General features: G+C 74.0%; 16 protein-coding genes. 9 read left to right on the forward strand and 7 right to left on the reverse strand.

Annotated elements, in window-relative coordinates:
- Positions 1-144: 144 nt before the first annotated feature.
- The 3 genes from AC0682_RS12395 to AC0682_RS12405 all read right to left on the reverse strand — a co-directional run bounded on the left by AC0682_RS12395 (position 145) and on the right by AC0682_RS12405 (position 3,502).
- Entirely contained in the window at positions 145-1,212 is a 1,068-nt protein-coding gene (locus tag AC0682_RS12395; RefSeq protein WP_478532628.1) for a lactonase family protein, read from the reverse strand.
- Positions 1,213-1,405: 193 nt separating this feature from the next.
- The gene (locus AC0682_RS12400) at positions 1,406-2,914 is read right to left on the reverse strand and encodes an FUSC family protein (RefSeq protein WP_478532630.1); all 1,509 of its coding nucleotides are present in this window, start codon (positions 2,912-2,914) and stop codon (positions 1,406-1,408) included.
- A 102-nt stretch (positions 2,915-3,016) separates the two neighbouring features.
- Positions 3,017-3,502 (reverse strand): hypothetical protein, encoded by a 486-nt coding sequence (locus tag AC0682_RS12405; RefSeq protein WP_478532632.1) that lies wholly within the window; start codon positions 3,500-3,502, stop codon positions 3,017-3,019.
- Between the two features lie 187 nt (positions 3,503-3,689).
- Here AC0682_RS12405 and AC0682_RS12410 point away from each other — a divergent pair, with 187 nt between their 5' ends.
- The 3 genes from AC0682_RS12410 (at position 3,690) to AC0682_RS12420 (ending at position 6,360) form a co-directional block, all read left to right on the forward strand.
- Entirely contained in the window at positions 3,690-4,172 is a 483-nt protein-coding gene (locus AC0682_RS12410) for an Lrp/AsnC family transcriptional regulator (RefSeq protein ID WP_478532633.1), read from the forward strand.
- A 43-nt stretch (positions 4,173-4,215) separates the two neighbouring features.
- Complete coding sequence (locus AC0682_RS12415; RefSeq protein WP_478532634.1) at positions 4,216-4,953, forward strand: HAD family hydrolase; 738 nt, start codon at positions 4,216-4,218, stop codon at positions 4,951-4,953.
- Positions 4,954-5,124: 171 nt separating this feature from the next.
- Positions 5,125-6,360: a serine/threonine-protein kinase gene (locus AC0682_RS12420; RefSeq protein WP_478532635.1), complete on the forward strand. Its 1,236-nt coding sequence runs from the start codon at positions 5,125-5,127 to the stop codon at positions 6,358-6,360.
- Positions 6,361-6,392: 32 nt separating this feature from the next.
- Here the strand turns inward: AC0682_RS12420 and AC0682_RS12425 are convergent, their stop codons facing one another.
- A complete protein-coding gene (locus AC0682_RS12425) occupies positions 6,393-7,385 on the reverse strand; it encodes an aldo/keto reductase (protein WP_478532636.1) in 993 nt (330 codons plus the stop codon).
- 285 nt (positions 7,386-7,670) lie between these two features.
- Between AC0682_RS12425 and AC0682_RS12430 the strand changes: the two genes are divergently transcribed.
- Together AC0682_RS12430 and AC0682_RS12435 are read left to right on the forward strand one after the other, a co-directional pair.
- Entirely contained in the window at positions 7,671-8,258 is a 588-nt protein-coding gene (locus AC0682_RS12430; protein ID WP_478532638.1) for a DNA polymerase ligase N-terminal domain-containing protein, read from the forward strand.
- Between the two features lie 122 nt (positions 8,259-8,380).
- Positions 8,381-9,778 (forward strand): geranylgeranyl reductase family protein, encoded by a 1,398-nt coding sequence (locus AC0682_RS12435; RefSeq protein ID WP_478532639.1) that lies wholly within the window; start codon positions 8,381-8,383, stop codon positions 9,776-9,778.
- 95 nt (positions 9,779-9,873) lie between these two features.
- Here the strand turns inward: AC0682_RS12435 and AC0682_RS12440 are convergent, their stop codons facing one another.
- Positions 9,874-10,830 carry an ion transporter gene (locus AC0682_RS12440; RefSeq protein ID WP_478532640.1) on the reverse strand — a complete coding sequence of 319 codons (957 nt, stop codon included), beginning with the start codon at positions 10,828-10,830 and terminating at the stop codon, positions 9,874-9,876.
- A gap of 193 nt (positions 10,831-11,023) precedes the next feature.
- Between AC0682_RS12440 and AC0682_RS12445 the strand changes: the two genes are divergently transcribed.
- Both AC0682_RS12445 and AC0682_RS12450 read left to right on the forward strand, forming a co-directional pair.
- On the forward strand, positions 11,024-11,236 hold the full coding sequence (locus tag AC0682_RS12445) for a twin-arginine translocase TatA/TatE family subunit (RefSeq protein ID WP_028418812.1): 213 nt from the start codon (positions 11,024-11,026) through the stop codon (positions 11,234-11,236).
- Positions 11,237-11,609: 373 nt separating this feature from the next.
- Positions 11,610-11,831, forward strand: coding sequence for a hypothetical protein (locus AC0682_RS12450; protein WP_478532642.1), 222 nt, complete (start codon positions 11,610-11,612; stop codon positions 11,829-11,831).
- A gap of 125 nt (positions 11,832-11,956) precedes the next feature.
- Here the strand turns inward: AC0682_RS12450 and AC0682_RS12455 are convergent, their stop codons facing one another.
- Both AC0682_RS12455 and AC0682_RS12460 read right to left on the reverse strand, forming a co-directional pair.
- Positions 11,957-12,895 carry a M56 family metallopeptidase gene (locus tag AC0682_RS12455; RefSeq protein ID WP_478532643.1) on the reverse strand — a complete coding sequence of 313 codons (939 nt, stop codon included), beginning with the start codon at positions 12,893-12,895 and terminating at the stop codon, positions 11,957-11,959.
- Positions 12,896-12,897: 2 nt separating this feature from the next.
- The gene (locus tag AC0682_RS12460) at positions 12,898-13,434 is read right to left on the reverse strand and encodes a BlaI/MecI/CopY family transcriptional regulator (RefSeq protein ID WP_478532645.1); all 537 of its coding nucleotides are present in this window, start codon (positions 13,432-13,434) and stop codon (positions 12,898-12,900) included.
- 206 nt (positions 13,435-13,640) lie between these two features.
- Between AC0682_RS12460 and AC0682_RS12465 the strand changes: the two genes are divergently transcribed.
- Positions 13,641-14,216: a TerD family protein gene (locus AC0682_RS12465; RefSeq protein WP_254813099.1), complete on the forward strand. Its 576-nt coding sequence runs from the start codon at positions 13,641-13,643 to the stop codon at positions 14,214-14,216.
- A 56-nt stretch (positions 14,217-14,272) separates the two neighbouring features.
- Entirely contained in the window at positions 14,273-14,854 is a 582-nt protein-coding gene (locus tag AC0682_RS12470; RefSeq protein WP_254813098.1) for a TerD family protein, read from the forward strand.
- The last annotated feature ends 107 nt before the right edge of the window (positions 14,855-14,961 follow it).

A 14,961-nucleotide genomic window follows, 5' to 3' on the forward strand; every position in this document is an offset into this window, starting at 1 on the left:
TAGAGCACCCGAGGAGACTCACCTTGCCCCCGCCGCGCCGTCTCGGGGGAAGAAACACAACACCACGAAACTCTGCACCCCCGGAGGAAGACGCCCCCCCCCCCCCCCCCACGGCTTCCGCGCGTTCGCGGGTATCGCCCCGAGTCAGCCGAGCACGACGCAGGAGGCTGCCGGAACCTCCACGGAGCCCGCCTGCCGCGGGACGCCCGTCTCGGCGTCCACGGCGAACCAGCTGACGTTTCCGGAGCGCTCGTTGGCCGCGTAGAGCCACTGGCCGCTCGGGTCGAGGGTGAGGTCGCGGGGCCAGTGGCCGCCGCAGCCGACGGTGGCCACCAGCGCGGCCTTCTCGCCGCTCTCGTCGAGGGTGAGCACCGAGATGCTGTCGTGGCCCCGGTTGGCGGTCCACAGGAAGCGCCCGTCGTGGGCGACGACCACCTCGGACGGGTAGGTGGGTACGGAGCCGTCCGCGGAGTGGGCCGCGGGGTCGGACTCGGGCAGCACCAGCACCTCCCCCAGCGGCTCCAGAAGGCCCGCCTCGGCGTCCCAGCGGCACACGGTGAGGGTGGGGACCAGCTCGCTGAGGACGTAGGCGTAGCGGCCCGAGGGGTGGAAGGCCAGGTGGCGCGGTCCGGTACCCGGGCGCAGGGCGCTCTCGCCGTGCGGCTCCAGGGTGCCGGTGGCGGGGTCCAGGGTCCCGACCCGCACCGAGTCGGTGCCGAGGTCCACGCTCACCACCCAGCGGCCGGAGTGGTCGGCCAGCACCTGGTGGGCGTGCGGCCCCTCCTGGCGCTCGCTGTCGGGGCCGCCGCCCTCGTGCCGGACGACCGAGGAGACCGGGCCGAGGGAGCCGTCGGGGAGGACGGGCAGGACGCTGACGCTGCCGGAGCCGTAGTTGGCGGTGACCAGGTGGTCCGCGGCGAGGGCGAGGTGGGTGGGCCCGTCGGCGTCGACGGGGCGCACGGGGCCCAGGAGGGCCGGTACGTCGCCGCTGACGTCGAAGGCGGCCGCCGATCCGGGGGCGCTCTCGCCGACCGCGTAGAGGACCGTTCCGCCCGGCGCGAGGGCCAGGAACGAGGGGTCGGGGACGGCGTCCGACGAGCCGAGCACGGTGAGCGCCCCGGTGTTCCGGTCGAGTTCCGCGACGGTGACGCCGAGGCCGCCCGCCGAGGTGAACGACCCCATGAATGCCCGCCCGGAATTGCTGCCGCCCATCGCACTACCCCACTTCACCGTCGCCGTGATCTCCAGGCCGACGGTAGCAGGCGGCCCCCCTCAGGTCTGGACCAATCTCGCGGGACGGTCGGGACGGCTACGCGGGACGACCTGGCCGGCTGCACCCGGGGGGCGGGAGGGTGACGTGGGTGCGCGAGGCGTTGGGGCGACCGTCGGCCCGGGGCGGGCGGGCTCAGGCCGCGATCGGGGCCCGGGGGGAGCTGCGCAGGGGTGCGGCGAGGTCACCCAGGGCACGCTCCAGGCCGTGCAGGTGGGCCAGGGCGGGGTGGTCCGGCGCGGCGGCGGGCTGCACGGCCGCGCGCTCGGCGCCCCGCACCTGCCGGCTCTCCTGGCGCAGCAGCTCCTCCACCGCCTCCTCCACCCGGGAGCAGGCGGCCGACAGCCGGGCGTCGTGCGAGGCGGCCGGGTCCGCGGCGATGGAGGCCAGCCCGCGCACCTCCCGTACGCAGTCGTCCAGCAGGGCCAGCACCTGGCGCGCCCGCGCCTTGCGGGCCTTCAGCGGGCTCAGAGGGTGCACCAGCGGGGCGAGCGAGAGCCGGACCCGCCCCAGGAGCACGTCGAGTTCCGCGACGCGGGGCGCCGGGTCCGCGCTCAGGGAGCCTGCGAGGCGTTCGGCGGCCTCGGCCGTGCAGGCGTGCACGCACCGCAGGGCCTTGCGGATCCACGCGTCGGTCACGGCGTGGGTCGTGACGGGCAGGACCAGCAGCACGGCCAGGACGGCACCGAGCGCGCCGACGGCCGTCTCCGCGACCCGCAGCCAGAGCAGGGAGGCGTCCAGGACGCCCAGAACCCCGTAGAGCACGCCGACCATGACGGTGACGAAGAACATCATCCAGCTGTACGAGACCGCGGCCGTGTAGAAGATCCCGAAGACGCAGACCGCGACGATGGCCGCGGTCGGCGCCCCGGCGCCCTCCAGCGGGATGGCGACGAAGAAGCCGGCCGCGATACCGATCACGGTCCCCAGCACCCGGCGGAAGCCGCGTACGAGGGTCTCGCCGCGCGAGGTGGTGTTGACGAACACCCACCAGGTGGCACCGACGGCCCAGTACCAGCGCTGGTCGGAGAGGAGCTGCCCCAGGCCCAGCGCGAAGGCGCCCCCCAGGGTGGCCTGCACCGCCTGCCGGGTGGTGATACGGGCCAGCCCCCGGCCCTCCGGGGGTGCGGGCACGGCCGCGGCGGGCAGCCGCCGCTCGTAGCACCACAGGCCGAAGCGGACGGTGGCGGAGGCGGCCAGGGAGAGCAGGACGGCGGCGTACAGCTCGGGCAGCTGCCCCGGCACCGTGTGCAGGAACTGGGCGGCGAAGAAGGTCATGAACGCGAAGATGCCCAGCGCGTGCCCGCGCGGTCCCCAGCGCCGGGCGTAGACGCCCGCGCCCATCACCGCGAGGAAGACCAGGTCACGGGCGAGCGGCTGGTCGTGCAGCGCGGCGGCGACGGCGAGGACGGGGAGCCCGGCGGCGGGCAGCAGCGCGGTCGTGACGGCCTGCTGCCGCACGGTGGCGTCGGTGACCGTGAAGAGGGCGAGCAGCGCCGCGAGACCGCCGGTGATGGCCGCGACGAGCGAGTGCCCGACGAGCCCGCACAGCACGACCGCGAGCCCGACCCCGATGACGGCGCGGCTCGCGAACCGCAGCCGCACCCGCCCCGGGTCCGGCGCGACGAAGACCCTCTTCAGCACTCTGCTCCCCTTCCGCGTCCCCGGTGGCCGGTGCCCCGGGGGATCCGCGCGCTCGGCATGAAAAAGGCGCCGCGGAAGTCCGCAGCGCCATCGACACCAGTATCAGAGCATCCTGAGGGCGCTTGGATCAAACGAGGGCGAAAAAGGTGGACCAATGGCATAGTCTCCGCCGTGGCCCTTCGGCCGGGAGGATGCCAACGGACCAGCGGGGAGAGGGGGCGGGTCCCAGCGGACCGCGCCCATGACGAGGAAGGCGGAGACGGCGACGGGAACGGCGAGCGCCAGGGCCTCGGCCGTCCGGAGCGCCCGGCGGGGCAGCCGCGTGAGCGACACCAGCGCGAGCATTCCCCATGCCGCGTTGGTGAGCAGGAGGACCGGGCGGAGGTTCTCCTCGGCCAGGCCGCCGACGACCGATCCGGCCAGTGCGGCGAGGACCGTCACCCCCGCGGCCACCCATCCCAGCGGGAGAAGGCCGCGCGCTCCCACCGACGATGCGCCGCCTTTCCGTGCCGTCCGGTCACGGATCCCGGCGACAGCCGTCGGGGCCGCACTCAGGGCGGGCAGCAGTACGGGGACGAACGTGGACATCCGGGCCGACCACCTCACTTCTCACCGGCCGCCCCAGGGCGATCCCCCGGCCCGGCGCACGGCTCCACCGGCTCGGCAGCACAGCCGTACACGTCCGACGACCGAACGATCACGTCGGCCGGCCTTCGAGTGGACCATCGGTACAGTCGGAACCGTATCGTCCGGACCGGAAGGAGGCCGACGGACCATGGCCGTGGACGCGCTCGACACCCGGATCCTGCGCCTGCTGATCGAGCAGCCGCGCACCAGCGTGCGGGAGTACGCGCGCACCCTCGGGGTGGCCCGGGGCACCCTGCAGGCCCGGCTCGACCGGCTGGAGCGTGACGGGGTCATCACCGGTACCGGGCCGACCCTCTCCCCCGCCGCCCTCGGCCACCCCGTCCTCGCCTTCGTCCACCTGGAGGTCACCCAGGGGCACCTGGTGGAGATCGGGGACGCGCTGGCGGCCATTCCCGAGATCATCGAGGCCTTCTCGACCACCGGCGGCGGGGATCTGCTGACCCGGGTCGTCGCCCGGGACAACGGGCACCTGGAGGACGTCATCCAGCGGCTGATCCAGCTGCCGGGCGTCGTGCGGACCCGGACGGACGTGGCGCTGCGCGAGCGGGTGGCGCACCGGGTCCTGCCGCTGGTCGAATCCGTGGGGCGGGCGGCGAGCAACCAGGACTGAGGAGCGGGGCTCGCACGCGGGGGCCGAGGGACCCGGCTACGGCATGCTGGGGGTCATGACATCACGCCCCGGACCCCAGGTGATCTTCGACCTCGACGGAACGCTGGTGGACAGCGAGCCGAACTACTACGAGGCCGGGCGGCGGCTGCTCGCCCGGTACGGGGTCACGGGCTTCGGCTGGGAGGAGCACACCCGGTTCATCGGGATCGGCACCCGGGAGACCCTGGTCGCCCTGCGCCGCGAGTACGGGATCGACGCCCCGGTGGACGAGCTGCTCGCCGGGAAGAACGCGCTCTATCTGGAGCTGGCCGGGGCCTCCACCGAGGTGTTCGGGCAGATGCGGGTCTTCGTGGAGCGGCTGCACGCCGCCGGGGTGCCGATGGCGGTCGCCTCCGGCTCCTCCAGGGCCGCCATCGGGGCGGTGCTCGCGGTCACGGGGCTCGACGCGTACATCCCGCTGTACGTCTCCGCCGAGGAGGTCGCGCGCGGGAAGCCGGAGCCCGACGTGTTCCTGGAGACGGCCCGGCGGATGGGGGCGGAACCGGCCGACTGCGTGGTGCTGGAGGACGCGCCACCGGGGGCCGCCGCCGCGCGCGCTGCGGGGATGCGGTGCATCGCCGTCCCCTACGTGCCCGAGACCGCCTCCGACCCGGCGTTCGCGGCCACCGACCTGCTGTTCGCCCGGGGGCAGTCGGCGTTCACGGCGGAGGCCGCGTACGGCTGGCTGCTGGGCGGGGCGGGGGGCACGGGCGGACCGGCCGGGCCGGGCGCGCGCCCCTGAACGTGCCGGGGCGTCAGCCGTCGTCCGCTGCGGGGCCGTCGGGACATCGGCGGCCCGCGGACCGATATCCTGATCATGTCGTTCACTCCGCCGTGCAGGGCCCCTCGGGGGCAGGCCGCCGCGCGGTGGGCCGGCAGTCGGAGCGGGCCGCGAATCGAGTGAGGTGAACAGGTGCTGGTAGCTGGTCGGTACCGGTTGATGTCCCCCATCGGCCGGGGCGGCATGGGCGAGGTCTGGCGCGGAACGGACGAGGTGCTGGGCCGTGCCGTGGCCGTGAAGCTGCTGCTGGGGGACCAGGCCGACGCGTCGGCGACCGCCCGGTTCCGGCTGGAGGCCCAGACCGCCGCCCGGCTGAGCCACCCTCATCTGGTGGCCGTCTTCGACTTCGGAGCCTGGGAGGACCGGTTCTTCCTGGTGATGGAGCTGGTCGAGGGGCAGAGCCTGGGTGATCTGCTGGCCGCCCAGGAGCGGGTCCACCCCGAGCAGGTCGCGAGGATCGCGGGCGAGGCGGCGGCCGGCCTCGCCGCCGCGCACCGCCAGGGCATCGTCCACCGGGACATCAAACCGGGCAATCTGATGCTGGACGCGGACGGTTCGGTGAAGATCGGTGACTTCGGCATCGCCCAGTTCGTCGACGACCCGTCGACCGCGCTGACGACGGCCGGCCACATCGTGGGCACCAGCCTCTACCTGGCGCCCGAGCGGGCCCTGGGGCGTACGGCGGACTCCGCGTCCGACATGTACTCGCTGGGCTGCGTCATCTACCAACTGCTGCTCGGGAAGCCGCCGTTCACGTCCGACACCGCGACCGCCACGCTGTATCAGCATGTCGACACCCCGCCCGTCCCACTGCGGCAGCGCGGGGTGGACATCTCGGCCGCCTTCGACGCGTACCTGCTCGGCCTGCTGGCCAAGAAGCCCGAGGAGCGGCCCACCGCGCAGCAGGTCTCCGACTGGTTCCGCACCGACGCGTGGCGCGGCCGCGCGGAGCCCCTGCCGGCGCCGAAGCCCGTCTCCCGCCGGGCCCCCTCCCCCGCCCCGGTCCCCGCGGCGGCCGCGCCGCCCGCCCCCGTGGGCCCCTCGACCTACCGGCTGCCGCAGCCTACGGGACGCAGACGCAGCACCGCGTCCCGGTCCGCCCCGGCCCGCCGCCGCTCCACACGGGAGGCGATCCGGCGGCGGCCGAGGGTGGCGAGCGCGATCGCGGGCGCGGCGACGTTCCTGGCGGCGGTCTATCTGGGGATGATCCTGTTCTCCCCGGAGTCCAGCTCCGCCGACACCCCCGCCCCCGCTCCCTCCGGCCCGGCCTCGCAGGGCGTCCAGGACGGACAGGGCGGCGGGGACGACCAGGAGGGCGGGCAGCAGCCGGGCTCCCCCGAGCGGGAGGACGACGAGCAGGACGACTGAGTCCCGCCCACCCCCTCGGCCGCCGCCCCGGATCACCAGCGGTCGTGGACCTCGGGCCGGATCGACCGGTCGTACAGCTCCCGCACGGCGTCCAGCGTGGACTGCGGCAGCGGCGGCAGGGCGGCGGCCGCCGCGTTGGCGCGGGCCTGTTCCACCGAGCGGGCGCCGGGGATCACGCTGGTGACGCCGGGCTGCTGGATGATCCAACGCAGCGCGGTCTGCGCGGGCGTGGCACCCTCGGGGGCCAGTCCGGCGAACTCGGCCGCGGCGGCGACGCCGGTCGCGTAGTCGACGCCGGAGAACGTCTCGCCCTGGTCGAACGCCTCGCCGTGGCGGTTGTACGTACGGTGGTCGTCGGGGCCGAAGACCGTGTCCTGCGTGTACCTCCCGGAGAGCAGTCCGGAGGCGAGCGGGACGCGGGCGACGATGCCGACGCCCGCCGCGACGGCTGCCGGAAGGACCTCGTCCAGGGGCTTGAGGCGGAACGGGTTGAGGATGATCTGCACACTCGCGACGCCGGGGCGGGCGATGGCGGTCAGCGCCTCGGCGCAGGTCTCCACGCTCACCGCGTAGGCGGCGATCCGCTGCTCGTCGACCAGGGTGTCCAGGGCGTCGTAGACGGCGTCGGAGGAGTAGACGCTGGTGGGCGGGCAGTGCAGTTGTACGAGGTCGAGCGTGTCGACGCCGAGGTTGGCACGGGAACGGTCGTTCCAGGCACGGAAGTTGTCCAGGACGTAGTTCTCCGGCACCTGGTCGGCGCGGCGGCCCATCTTGGTGGCGACGAGGACGTCCGCCTCCGGGCGGTTCTTGAGGTAGCGGCCGATGAGCTGTTCACTGCGGCCGTCCCCGTACACGTCCGCGGTGTCGAAGAAGGTGACGCCGGAGTCGACGGCCGCGTCCAGGACGCCGAAGGCGTCGCTCTCCTCGACCTCTCCCCAGTCACCGCCGAGCTGCCAGGTGCCCTGTCCGACGACCGAGACGTCACGGCCGGTCCTGACGAGTGTGCGCTGTTCCATGAGGATCATGCTATTCCGTTCCCTCTGTCGGGAGTGGGGCGGCGGGGAGGGCAGAACAACAGGGCAGGGGGGCCGCGCAGAGGGCGGGGCGGAGTGCCCCGGGAGCCGTCAATGGCCTGGCCCGGACCGGAAGACCCCCGGACCGTGTCATGGGCATATGCACCTGAAGGCGGGCGGGCCCACCATGCGCTTCCCTACGGGCGGCGGCAGAGTGGAGGTACCGGCCCGGTCGCACGGCTGGGCCGCACCGGACAGCCCGGCGGGAGTGACGGTACGGGCGGTAGGGAGCACGGCATGCGGAACGACGGCGTACCCGGGCCCCGGCCCGACGGCGCACCGCGCCCCTGTTTCGTCGTGCAGATCCATGACGCGCGGCGCATGCACTTCGACTTCCGCCTGGAGGTCGACGGCGTACTCAAGTCCTGGGCGGTACCCCGCGGCCCGTCGGAGAACCCGAGCGACCGGCGGCTCGCCGTGGAGACGGAGGACCACCCGCTGGAGTACCGCGAGTTCGAGGGGGTCATCCCCCAGGGCGAGTCGGGCAGCGGCACGGTGATCGTCTGGGACCAGGGCACCTACGAGCCGCTCGGCCACGACCGGCAGGGCGAGGACGTCCCCTTCGCACAGTCGCTGGCCCTCGGCCATGCCACGTTCTGGCTCCACGGCTCCAAGCTGCACGGCGAGTTCGCGCTCACCCGCTTCCGGGTGGGCGACGAGCCGGAGAGCGGCGGCCGGGAGGCGTGGCTGCTGATCAAGGCCGCCGACCGGCTCGCCGTACGGGGCAGGCCCGGCTCACCGGACCCGTACCACGCCCGCTCCGCCCGTACGGGGCGCACCCTGCACCAGGTCGCCCTGGCGGCGGCACGGGGCGACGGGGGTTGAGCGGGGCGACGGGGCGCGACGGGGCCGAGGCCTGGTTCCGCCGCGGCCCCTCCTGGCCGATGATGATGTCGCCCGGGGTCGGCACCCCGGCAGGGCACCGGCCGTCCGTGGGAGGGGTTGCGATGCGGGGCATGTCACCAGAACCGGCGGCGGCGGGCGGACACGCGGATCGAGCGGCAGGACGAACGGGCGAGGACGCCCAGGTCATCGTGGTGGGGGCGGGCCCGGCCGGCGCCTCGGCCGCGTACCACCTGGCGCGGGCGGGCGTGGACGTGATCCTGCTGGAGAAGGCCCGGTTCCCCCGCGAGAAGGTGTGCGGCGACGGCCTCACCCCGCGCGCGGTGCACCAGCTCATCCGGATGGGCGTCGACATCTCCGCGCCGGGCTGGATCCGTTCGCGCGGGATGCGCTGGGTGGCCGGGGAGCACCGGGTGCACATCGACTGGCCCGCGCTGGGCCGCTACCCGGACTTCGGGCTCTCCCGCAGCCGCCACGACTTCGACGACATCCTGGCGCGCCACGCGGTAGCGGCCGGGGCCCGGCTCTTCAGCGGCTGGAAGGCGGAGGCACCGCTGACGGACCGGGCGGGCCGGGTCACGGGGGTGGCCGCCCGGTCGGACGCCCCGGGTCCGGCAGTCCGGCGCACGCCCGCCGACGACGGCGCTCGGGCCGCCTCCCGCACACCCGTCGACTTCCGCGCCCCGGTCGTCATCGCCGCCGACGGGGCCTCCGCCCGGCTGGCCCTGGCACTGGGGCTGGAGCGGGATCCCCGGCGGCAGATCGCCACTGCCGCCCGCCGCTACTACCACAGCCCACAGCGTTCCCAGGAGGAGTATCTGGAGCTCTGGGCCGATCTGCGCTTCCCCGGCCACGGCCCCTACCTCCCCGGATACGGCTGGATCTTCCCGATGGGCGACGGGCGGGTCAACGTGGGGCTCGGCGCGCTCTCCCACCGCCGGCACGGAAAGGCGGACCTGCGGGCCACCCTCGACCAGTGGCTGGCCCGCACCCCCGAGGAGTGGGGGCTGCGCGAGGAGAACGCGCGGGGCCCGGTCCGCAGCGCCGCCCTGCCCCTCGGCTTCAACCGCCACCCGCTGTACGCCCGCGGGCTCCTGCTCGTCGGGGACTCCGGCGGCATGATCAGCCCCTGGAACGGCGAGGGCATCGCCCAGGCCCTGGAGGCCGGCGAGGTCGCCGCCGAGACCGCCGCGCTCGCCCTGGCCCACCCGGAGGGCCCGCGCCGCGAGCAGGTGCTGCGCGGCTACCCGGTGGAGATGTTCCACCGCTGGGGCCGCCACTACCGCCTGGGCAACGCGGCCGCCGACGTGGTCTTCAGCCGCTCGGGGTTCCAGCCGGTGCTCAACCGGTACGTCATGAACTCCCCGTTCCTCCTCAACACCCTGGCCCGTCTCCTCACCGACCTCACGGACAAGCCCTCGCGCGATGTGATCGACCACGTCCTCAACACCGCGTTCCGCATCGTCCCCGCCCCGAGGCCCGGACGCACACCCGCACGATGACCGCCGAGCCCGGTTCCGTCGACCGGCCGGGCCGGGCAGCCGTCGGGGGAGAACCGGTCCGGGCGGGCGGGGCGTCGGGGGCTCAGCAGGTGGCTCTACCCCCCGGACGCCACCGTACGGCTGCCGCCCGGAGGCCGGGCGGGCGGTGGGTCCGGGGCCCCGACTTCGGGTGCGGTGTCGGCCAGGGCCCGTTCGAGGTCGTCCAGGGCACGGCGGGCCGCCGCGACGCGGGCGCGGAGCAGGACCGGGTCGCCGGTGTACGGAGGCCGCACCCCGGCGGCCGGGGTCTCCGCGGGCCCGGCCCCGTCCTCGTCCGCCTCCATGGAGCGGGCCTCTTCCAGGGAGGTGATCACGACCCCGATCAACACGTTCACCAGCACGAACGAGGCGAGCAGGACGTACGAGGCGTAGTAGAGGATGCTCCACCGGGAGATCTCCAGGCCCGCGTGCACGGCGTCACCGAGACCGTCCAGGGTCATCAGCAGGAAGAGGGTCAGGACCGCGCGGCCCAGGGAGCCGAAGTGTTCCGGGTCCTGGGCCGAGAAGCAGATCCAGCCGAGCATGGCGTAGAGGTAGAGCAGCAGACCCCCGACGACCAGGAAGCCGGCGGTGCCCGGCAGGCTCCGGCCGACGGCGACCAGGATGATCCGCAGTTGCGGCAGGAAGCGGGCGGCGCGCAGGACGCGGGCGAGCCGCAGCAGCCGGAGCACGGTGCCGTTCTCACGGATGACCGGCAGGAACGCGGAGAGGACCACGAGGAGGTCGAAGAGGTTCCACGGGTCGCGGAAGAAGTCCTTGGGGCGGTCGGCGTGGGCTCCGGCGCGCAGCAGGATCTCCACGGTGAACGCGGCGAGGAAGGCGTACTCCGTGGCGCGTAAGCCCAGCCGCCAGCGGTCGCTCAGCCCGCTGTACGTCTCGATGCCGAGGACCGCGGCGTTGGCGAGGATGAGGACGAAGACGAGGGCGGCGAACCAGCGGGCCTCGGTGATCTCCCGGCAGCATGCGGCCACCGCCTGCCGGCGGCGCGGCGTCCGCGCCGTACGGTCCGTCATCCTGGGCTTCCCCGGTCGTCCGAGGCCCGCCGAACACGGCTGGCCTGAAAGGCGGTTGTACGGGGAGCCTGATCACAGAACCCGCGAGCGGATACTCTACAGGCCTGTAGATTCGGCTCAGGTTCCCCTCTGCCGGACCGTCAGGGGCCGGACGGCCTTGCCGGCCGGTCCCTCCCCAGAGAAAGCGGCAATCATGTTCGGAATCGGCGAACTGACCATCCTTCTCCTGGTGATCGTGGCGGTGCTGGCCGTGAAGAGGCTGCCCGACCTCGTGCGGTCGGCCGGAAAGGCCGCGCGCATCCTCAAGAGCGAGAAGCAGGCGCTCAAGGAGGAGGACGGCGGCCCGTCCCAGCCGTCCCCCCGGGTGATCCGCGGGGAGACGACCGAGCGGGACACCCCAGCCTGACCCGCCCCCTCTCCCGGGCACCGAGGGGGGGTGGAGCAGCCGGGCCGGGGGATCGTCCAGGCCGCCCAGCCCGGAGGTCGGGAACGTCGCCGGCCGCTCGGGCACGGCGAGGTCGAGGAAGCGGCATGTCCCTGATGCCCGTACTCCGAAGGTGCCGGCGGGCCCGGGCCCGCCGACACCCTCCCGCTCCTCGTGGCCGGGCTCGCGCACTCTACAGTCGCGTAGATGTCAAGGCCGCGCACCTCACATGGCTCGATTCCGGCGACCCCCGAACCCCTCGGGAACTCCCCTGCGCCTCACCGCAGTTGTGCTGACGGTCCCGTCCGGGGCCGGCCGCCGTGACGGCGGACGAACGAGTTCTCAGGAGGCAGCAGTGGCCCAGATCGACCTGGACAAGGTGCTCAACAAGGCTTACGCGGACAAGGACCTGGCCACCATCCTCGCGGCGCCGGTCTCGGCGCTGAAGGGCGTCTCGGACCGCGACGGCGAGCTGCTCCAGGAGGCGTTCAACGTCAAGACGGTGGCAGATCTGGCCAACTTGAAGTACGCCCGCTGGGCACAGGCCCTCGCCGCGCTGGACGCCCAGGGGTCCTGACCCGACGGCATCGGCCCGCCGGAGCGATCCGGCGGGCCGATCGGGGTGGTGGAGCGTGGTGGAGGCGGTGGACCGGCGGGGCCGGGGGCCTCGTACCGGCGCCGGGGGGCGCCCGTGCGAGGAGGTCACAGCGGCGTCGTCGCCGCCTCCAGTACGAGATAGAGGGCGACGGCCGCGTTGAGCGCCGAGAGCGCGGAGACCGTCGTGCCCGCGGCGGCGACGAACGCGGCGACCCCGGCCGGTGTCAGCGCGGGCGGCCAGCCGCGGTCCGGCGGGACCGGGCCCAGCAGCGCGGCCACCCGGCGGGGCACCGGCCCGGCCGCCGCGAAGCCCGCCACGGCGGCGGCCCTGGGGTCCGGGCGGGAGATCAGCGCCGCCTTGCCGACCGCCCGGGCGGTCAGCCGGCGATCGCCCGTGGCCCGGGCCGCCTCCTCGTCCGCCCAGCGCTCGGTGGAGTAGACGAGAGCCGCCTGGAGAGGGCGCAGCAGCGGGTTGACGCACCCGGCCAGCCGGGTCGCGAGCAGCAGCCGGTGGTGGTGGCCCGCCAGGTGGGCCCGCTCATGGGCGAGCAGCGCCCGGCGCTCCGCCGGGTCCAGACCGGCGAGCATGGCGGTGGAGACCATGACCCGGCCGGGCGAGCCGGGCAGCGCGTAGGCGTAGGGCACGTCGTCGGGGAGCACGGCCAGGTCGCCGCGGCCCGGCAGCCCGGCGAGCGCGCGGTGGGCGCGGGCGCGGAAGCGGTAGTGGCGGTGAAGGGTGAACCCGCAGGCCATGGTGACGGCGACGAGCGCCAGGATGGACGCCTTTCCGGCGAAGGCGTCGTGCGGGACGGCCTCGCGGACCTCGTCGTCGGACCAGCCGTCGGGCAGCGGGTTGCCGGGCAGCTGCGCGGTGCCGACCACCACCAGCAGCCCGAGACAGACCAGGCTGCAGGAGGCGAGGATCACGGCGACGGTCGTCAGAAGGCGTGCGGCTCTCCGTGGGTGCAGGTGCTGTTCGGCCAGGCGTGCGATCGGCAGGGCGGTCAGCGGCAGGACCAGGGGCAGATAGACGAAGACACCCATCGTCAGCCCTCCGGCCGGTCCGCCGCCGCGTCCGGCCCACCGGGGCCGGACGGATCGGGGCCGACCGGATCGGGGCCGGGCCGACCGGGCCCCGACCCACCGGAATCGGACCGGCCAGGGCCCGACCCCCCGGGAGCCGCCCCGCCCGGGCCGCTCTCCGCCAGCAGCGAGCGCAGCAGCTCCTCGTCGTCCGCCGACAGCACGGAGACGAAGCTGGAGAGCACCGCGTCCCGGTCGCTCTGCTTGTCGAGGAGGCGACGCATGCGCAGGGCGGCGAGCCCGGCCTCGCTGGCCACGGGCTGCCAGAGCACGGGGCGCTTGGGTCCGGTCCGGCTGACGGCCTGCTTGGCGTGGAGCCGGGTGAGGATGGTGATCACGGTGCTGTACGACAGGCCGCCGCCGAGCCGTTGTAGCACCCACGCGGCGGTGACCGGTTCGGTCGCCTCGCCCAGCACGGACAGCACCTGGGACTCCAACTCGCCCTGGCCGCGCCTGCGGGCAGGCGTTTCCTGTTCGCCACCGGTTCCTTCGGCGTCCACCGCCCCGGCCCCCTTTCGCTCCGCGGCCCGGTCGCGGCCGTTCACCCGCCGGGCACCGGGGAATGGTATCCAGCCGTCGGCCCCCGGCGGCGATCCCGAAACTCTACAGTGCTGTAGATTTTATGGTGTTGCCGCAGCGTGTCCGTGCCGTCACCCGTGGCGGTGCGGTCCGTGTGCACACTCGTGACCACACAAGGGAGAACACCATGGGCGTGAGCCTGGCCAAGGGCGGAAATGTCTCGCTGACCAAGGAGGCCCCGGGGCTGACCGCGATCCTCGTCGGCCTCGGCTGGGACGTCCGCACGACCACCGGCACCGACTACGACCTCGACGCCAGCGCGCTGCTCTGCGACGAGTCGGGCAAGGTCCTCTCCAACGAGCACTTCGTCTTCTACAACAACCTGAAGAGCCCGGACGGTTCGGTCGAGCACACCGGGGACAACCTGACCGGTGAGGGCGAGGGCGACGACGAGATCGTCAAGGTCGACCTCTCCGCCGTTCCGGGGACGGTCGCCAAGATCGTGTTCCCCGTCTCGATCCACGAGGCCGAGGGCCGCGGCCAGAGCTTCGGCCAGGTCCGCAACGCCTACATCCGCGTGGTGAACCAGGCAGGCGGCGCGGAGATCGCCCGTTACGACCTCAGCGAGGACGCCTCCACCGAGACGGCGATGGTCTTCGGCGAGCTCTACCGGCACGGCGCGGAGTGGAAGTTCCGTGCGGTCGGGCAGGGTTACGCCTCCGGGCTGAGCGGTATCGTCGCCGACTTCGGCGTCGGTCTCTGAACACTCCGGGCCGGTCCGGACGTACCCATCTCAGCGAAGCCACCGAAGGCGGAAACATGACGATCAACCTCTCCAAGGGCCAGCAGGTCAGTCTCACCAAGTCCGGCGGCGGTGAACTCGGCGTCGTCCGGATGGGGCTGGGCTGGAAGTCGGCGCCCCGCAAGGGCTTCCTGGCCCGGCTGACCGCCCGTGACATCGACCTGGACGCATCGGCCGTGCTCTTCGCCGGCCAGGAGCCCCAGGACGTCGTCTTCTTCCAGCACCTGACCAGTGACGACGGTTCGGTCCAGCACACCGGTGACAACCGGGTCGGCGGGGCGGGCGAGGGCGGGGACGACGAGTCCATCGTCGTCGACCTGCGCCGGGTGCCCGCCCATGTCGACCAGATCGTCTTCACGGTGAACTCGTTCACCGGCCAGACCTTCGAGGAGGTCGAGGCCGCCTTCTGCCGTCTGGTCGACGAGAGCAACGGCCAGGAGCTGGCCCGGTACACGCTGACCGGCGGCGGGCGGCACACCGCGCAGATCATGGCCAAGGTCCAGCGCTCCGGGGCGGGTTGGCAGATGGCGGCCATCGGCGCTGCGGCCGACGGGCGCACCTTCCAGGACCTGATGCCCGCCGTCGCGCAGCACCTGTAGCAACGCCGTAGCGGGGGGGGGGGGGGGGGGGGGGGGGGGGGGGGGGGGGGGGGGAGGGGAGAAGGGGGGGGGGGGGGGGGGGGGGGGGGGGAGGCGAGGTTGGGAGG

This window comes from Streptomyces sp. NPDC043746 (assembly GCF_056436485.1).

Excerpts from the sequence above, each read along its gene's own strand:
- AC0682_RS12395 (WP_478532628.1), bottom strand. The coding sequence starts at position 1,212 with ATGGGCGGCAGCAATTCCGGGCGGGCATTCATGGGGTCGTTCACCTCG.
- AC0682_RS12405 (WP_478532632.1), bottom strand. The coding sequence starts at position 3,502 with ATGTCCACGTTCGTCCCCGTACTGCTGCCCGCCCTGAGTGCGGCCCCG.
- AC0682_RS12410 (WP_478532633.1), top strand. The coding sequence starts at position 3,690 with ATGGCCGTGGACGCGCTCGACACCCGGATCCTGCGCCTGCTGATCGAG.
- AC0682_RS12415 (WP_478532634.1), top strand. The coding sequence starts at position 4,216 with ATGCTGGGGGTCATGACATCACGCCCCGGACCCCAGGTGATCTTCGAC.
- AC0682_RS12425 (WP_478532636.1), bottom strand. The coding sequence starts at position 7,385 with ATGATCCTCATGGAACAGCGCACACTCGTCAGGACCGGCCGTGACGTC.
- AC0682_RS12430 (WP_478532638.1), top strand. The coding sequence starts at position 7,671 with ATGCGGAACGACGGCGTACCCGGGCCCCGGCCCGACGGCGCACCGCGC.
- AC0682_RS12435 (WP_478532639.1), top strand. The coding sequence starts at position 8,381 with ATGCGGGGCATGTCACCAGAACCGGCGGCGGCGGGCGGACACGCGGAT.
- AC0682_RS12440 (WP_478532640.1), bottom strand. The coding sequence starts at position 10,830 with ATGACGGACCGTACGGCGCGGACGCCGCGCCGCCGGCAGGCGGTGGCC.
- AC0682_RS12445 (WP_028418812.1), top strand. The coding sequence starts at position 11,024 with ATGTTCGGAATCGGCGAACTGACCATCCTTCTCCTGGTGATCGTGGCG.
- AC0682_RS12455 (WP_478532643.1), bottom strand. The coding sequence starts at position 12,895 with ATGGGTGTCTTCGTCTATCTGCCCCTGGTCCTGCCGCTGACCGCCCTG.
- AC0682_RS12465 (WP_254813099.1), top strand. The coding sequence starts at position 13,641 with ATGGGCGTGAGCCTGGCCAAGGGCGGAAATGTCTCGCTGACCAAGGAG.
- AC0682_RS12470 (WP_254813098.1), top strand. The coding sequence starts at position 14,273 with ATGACGATCAACCTCTCCAAGGGCCAGCAGGTCAGTCTCACCAAGTCC.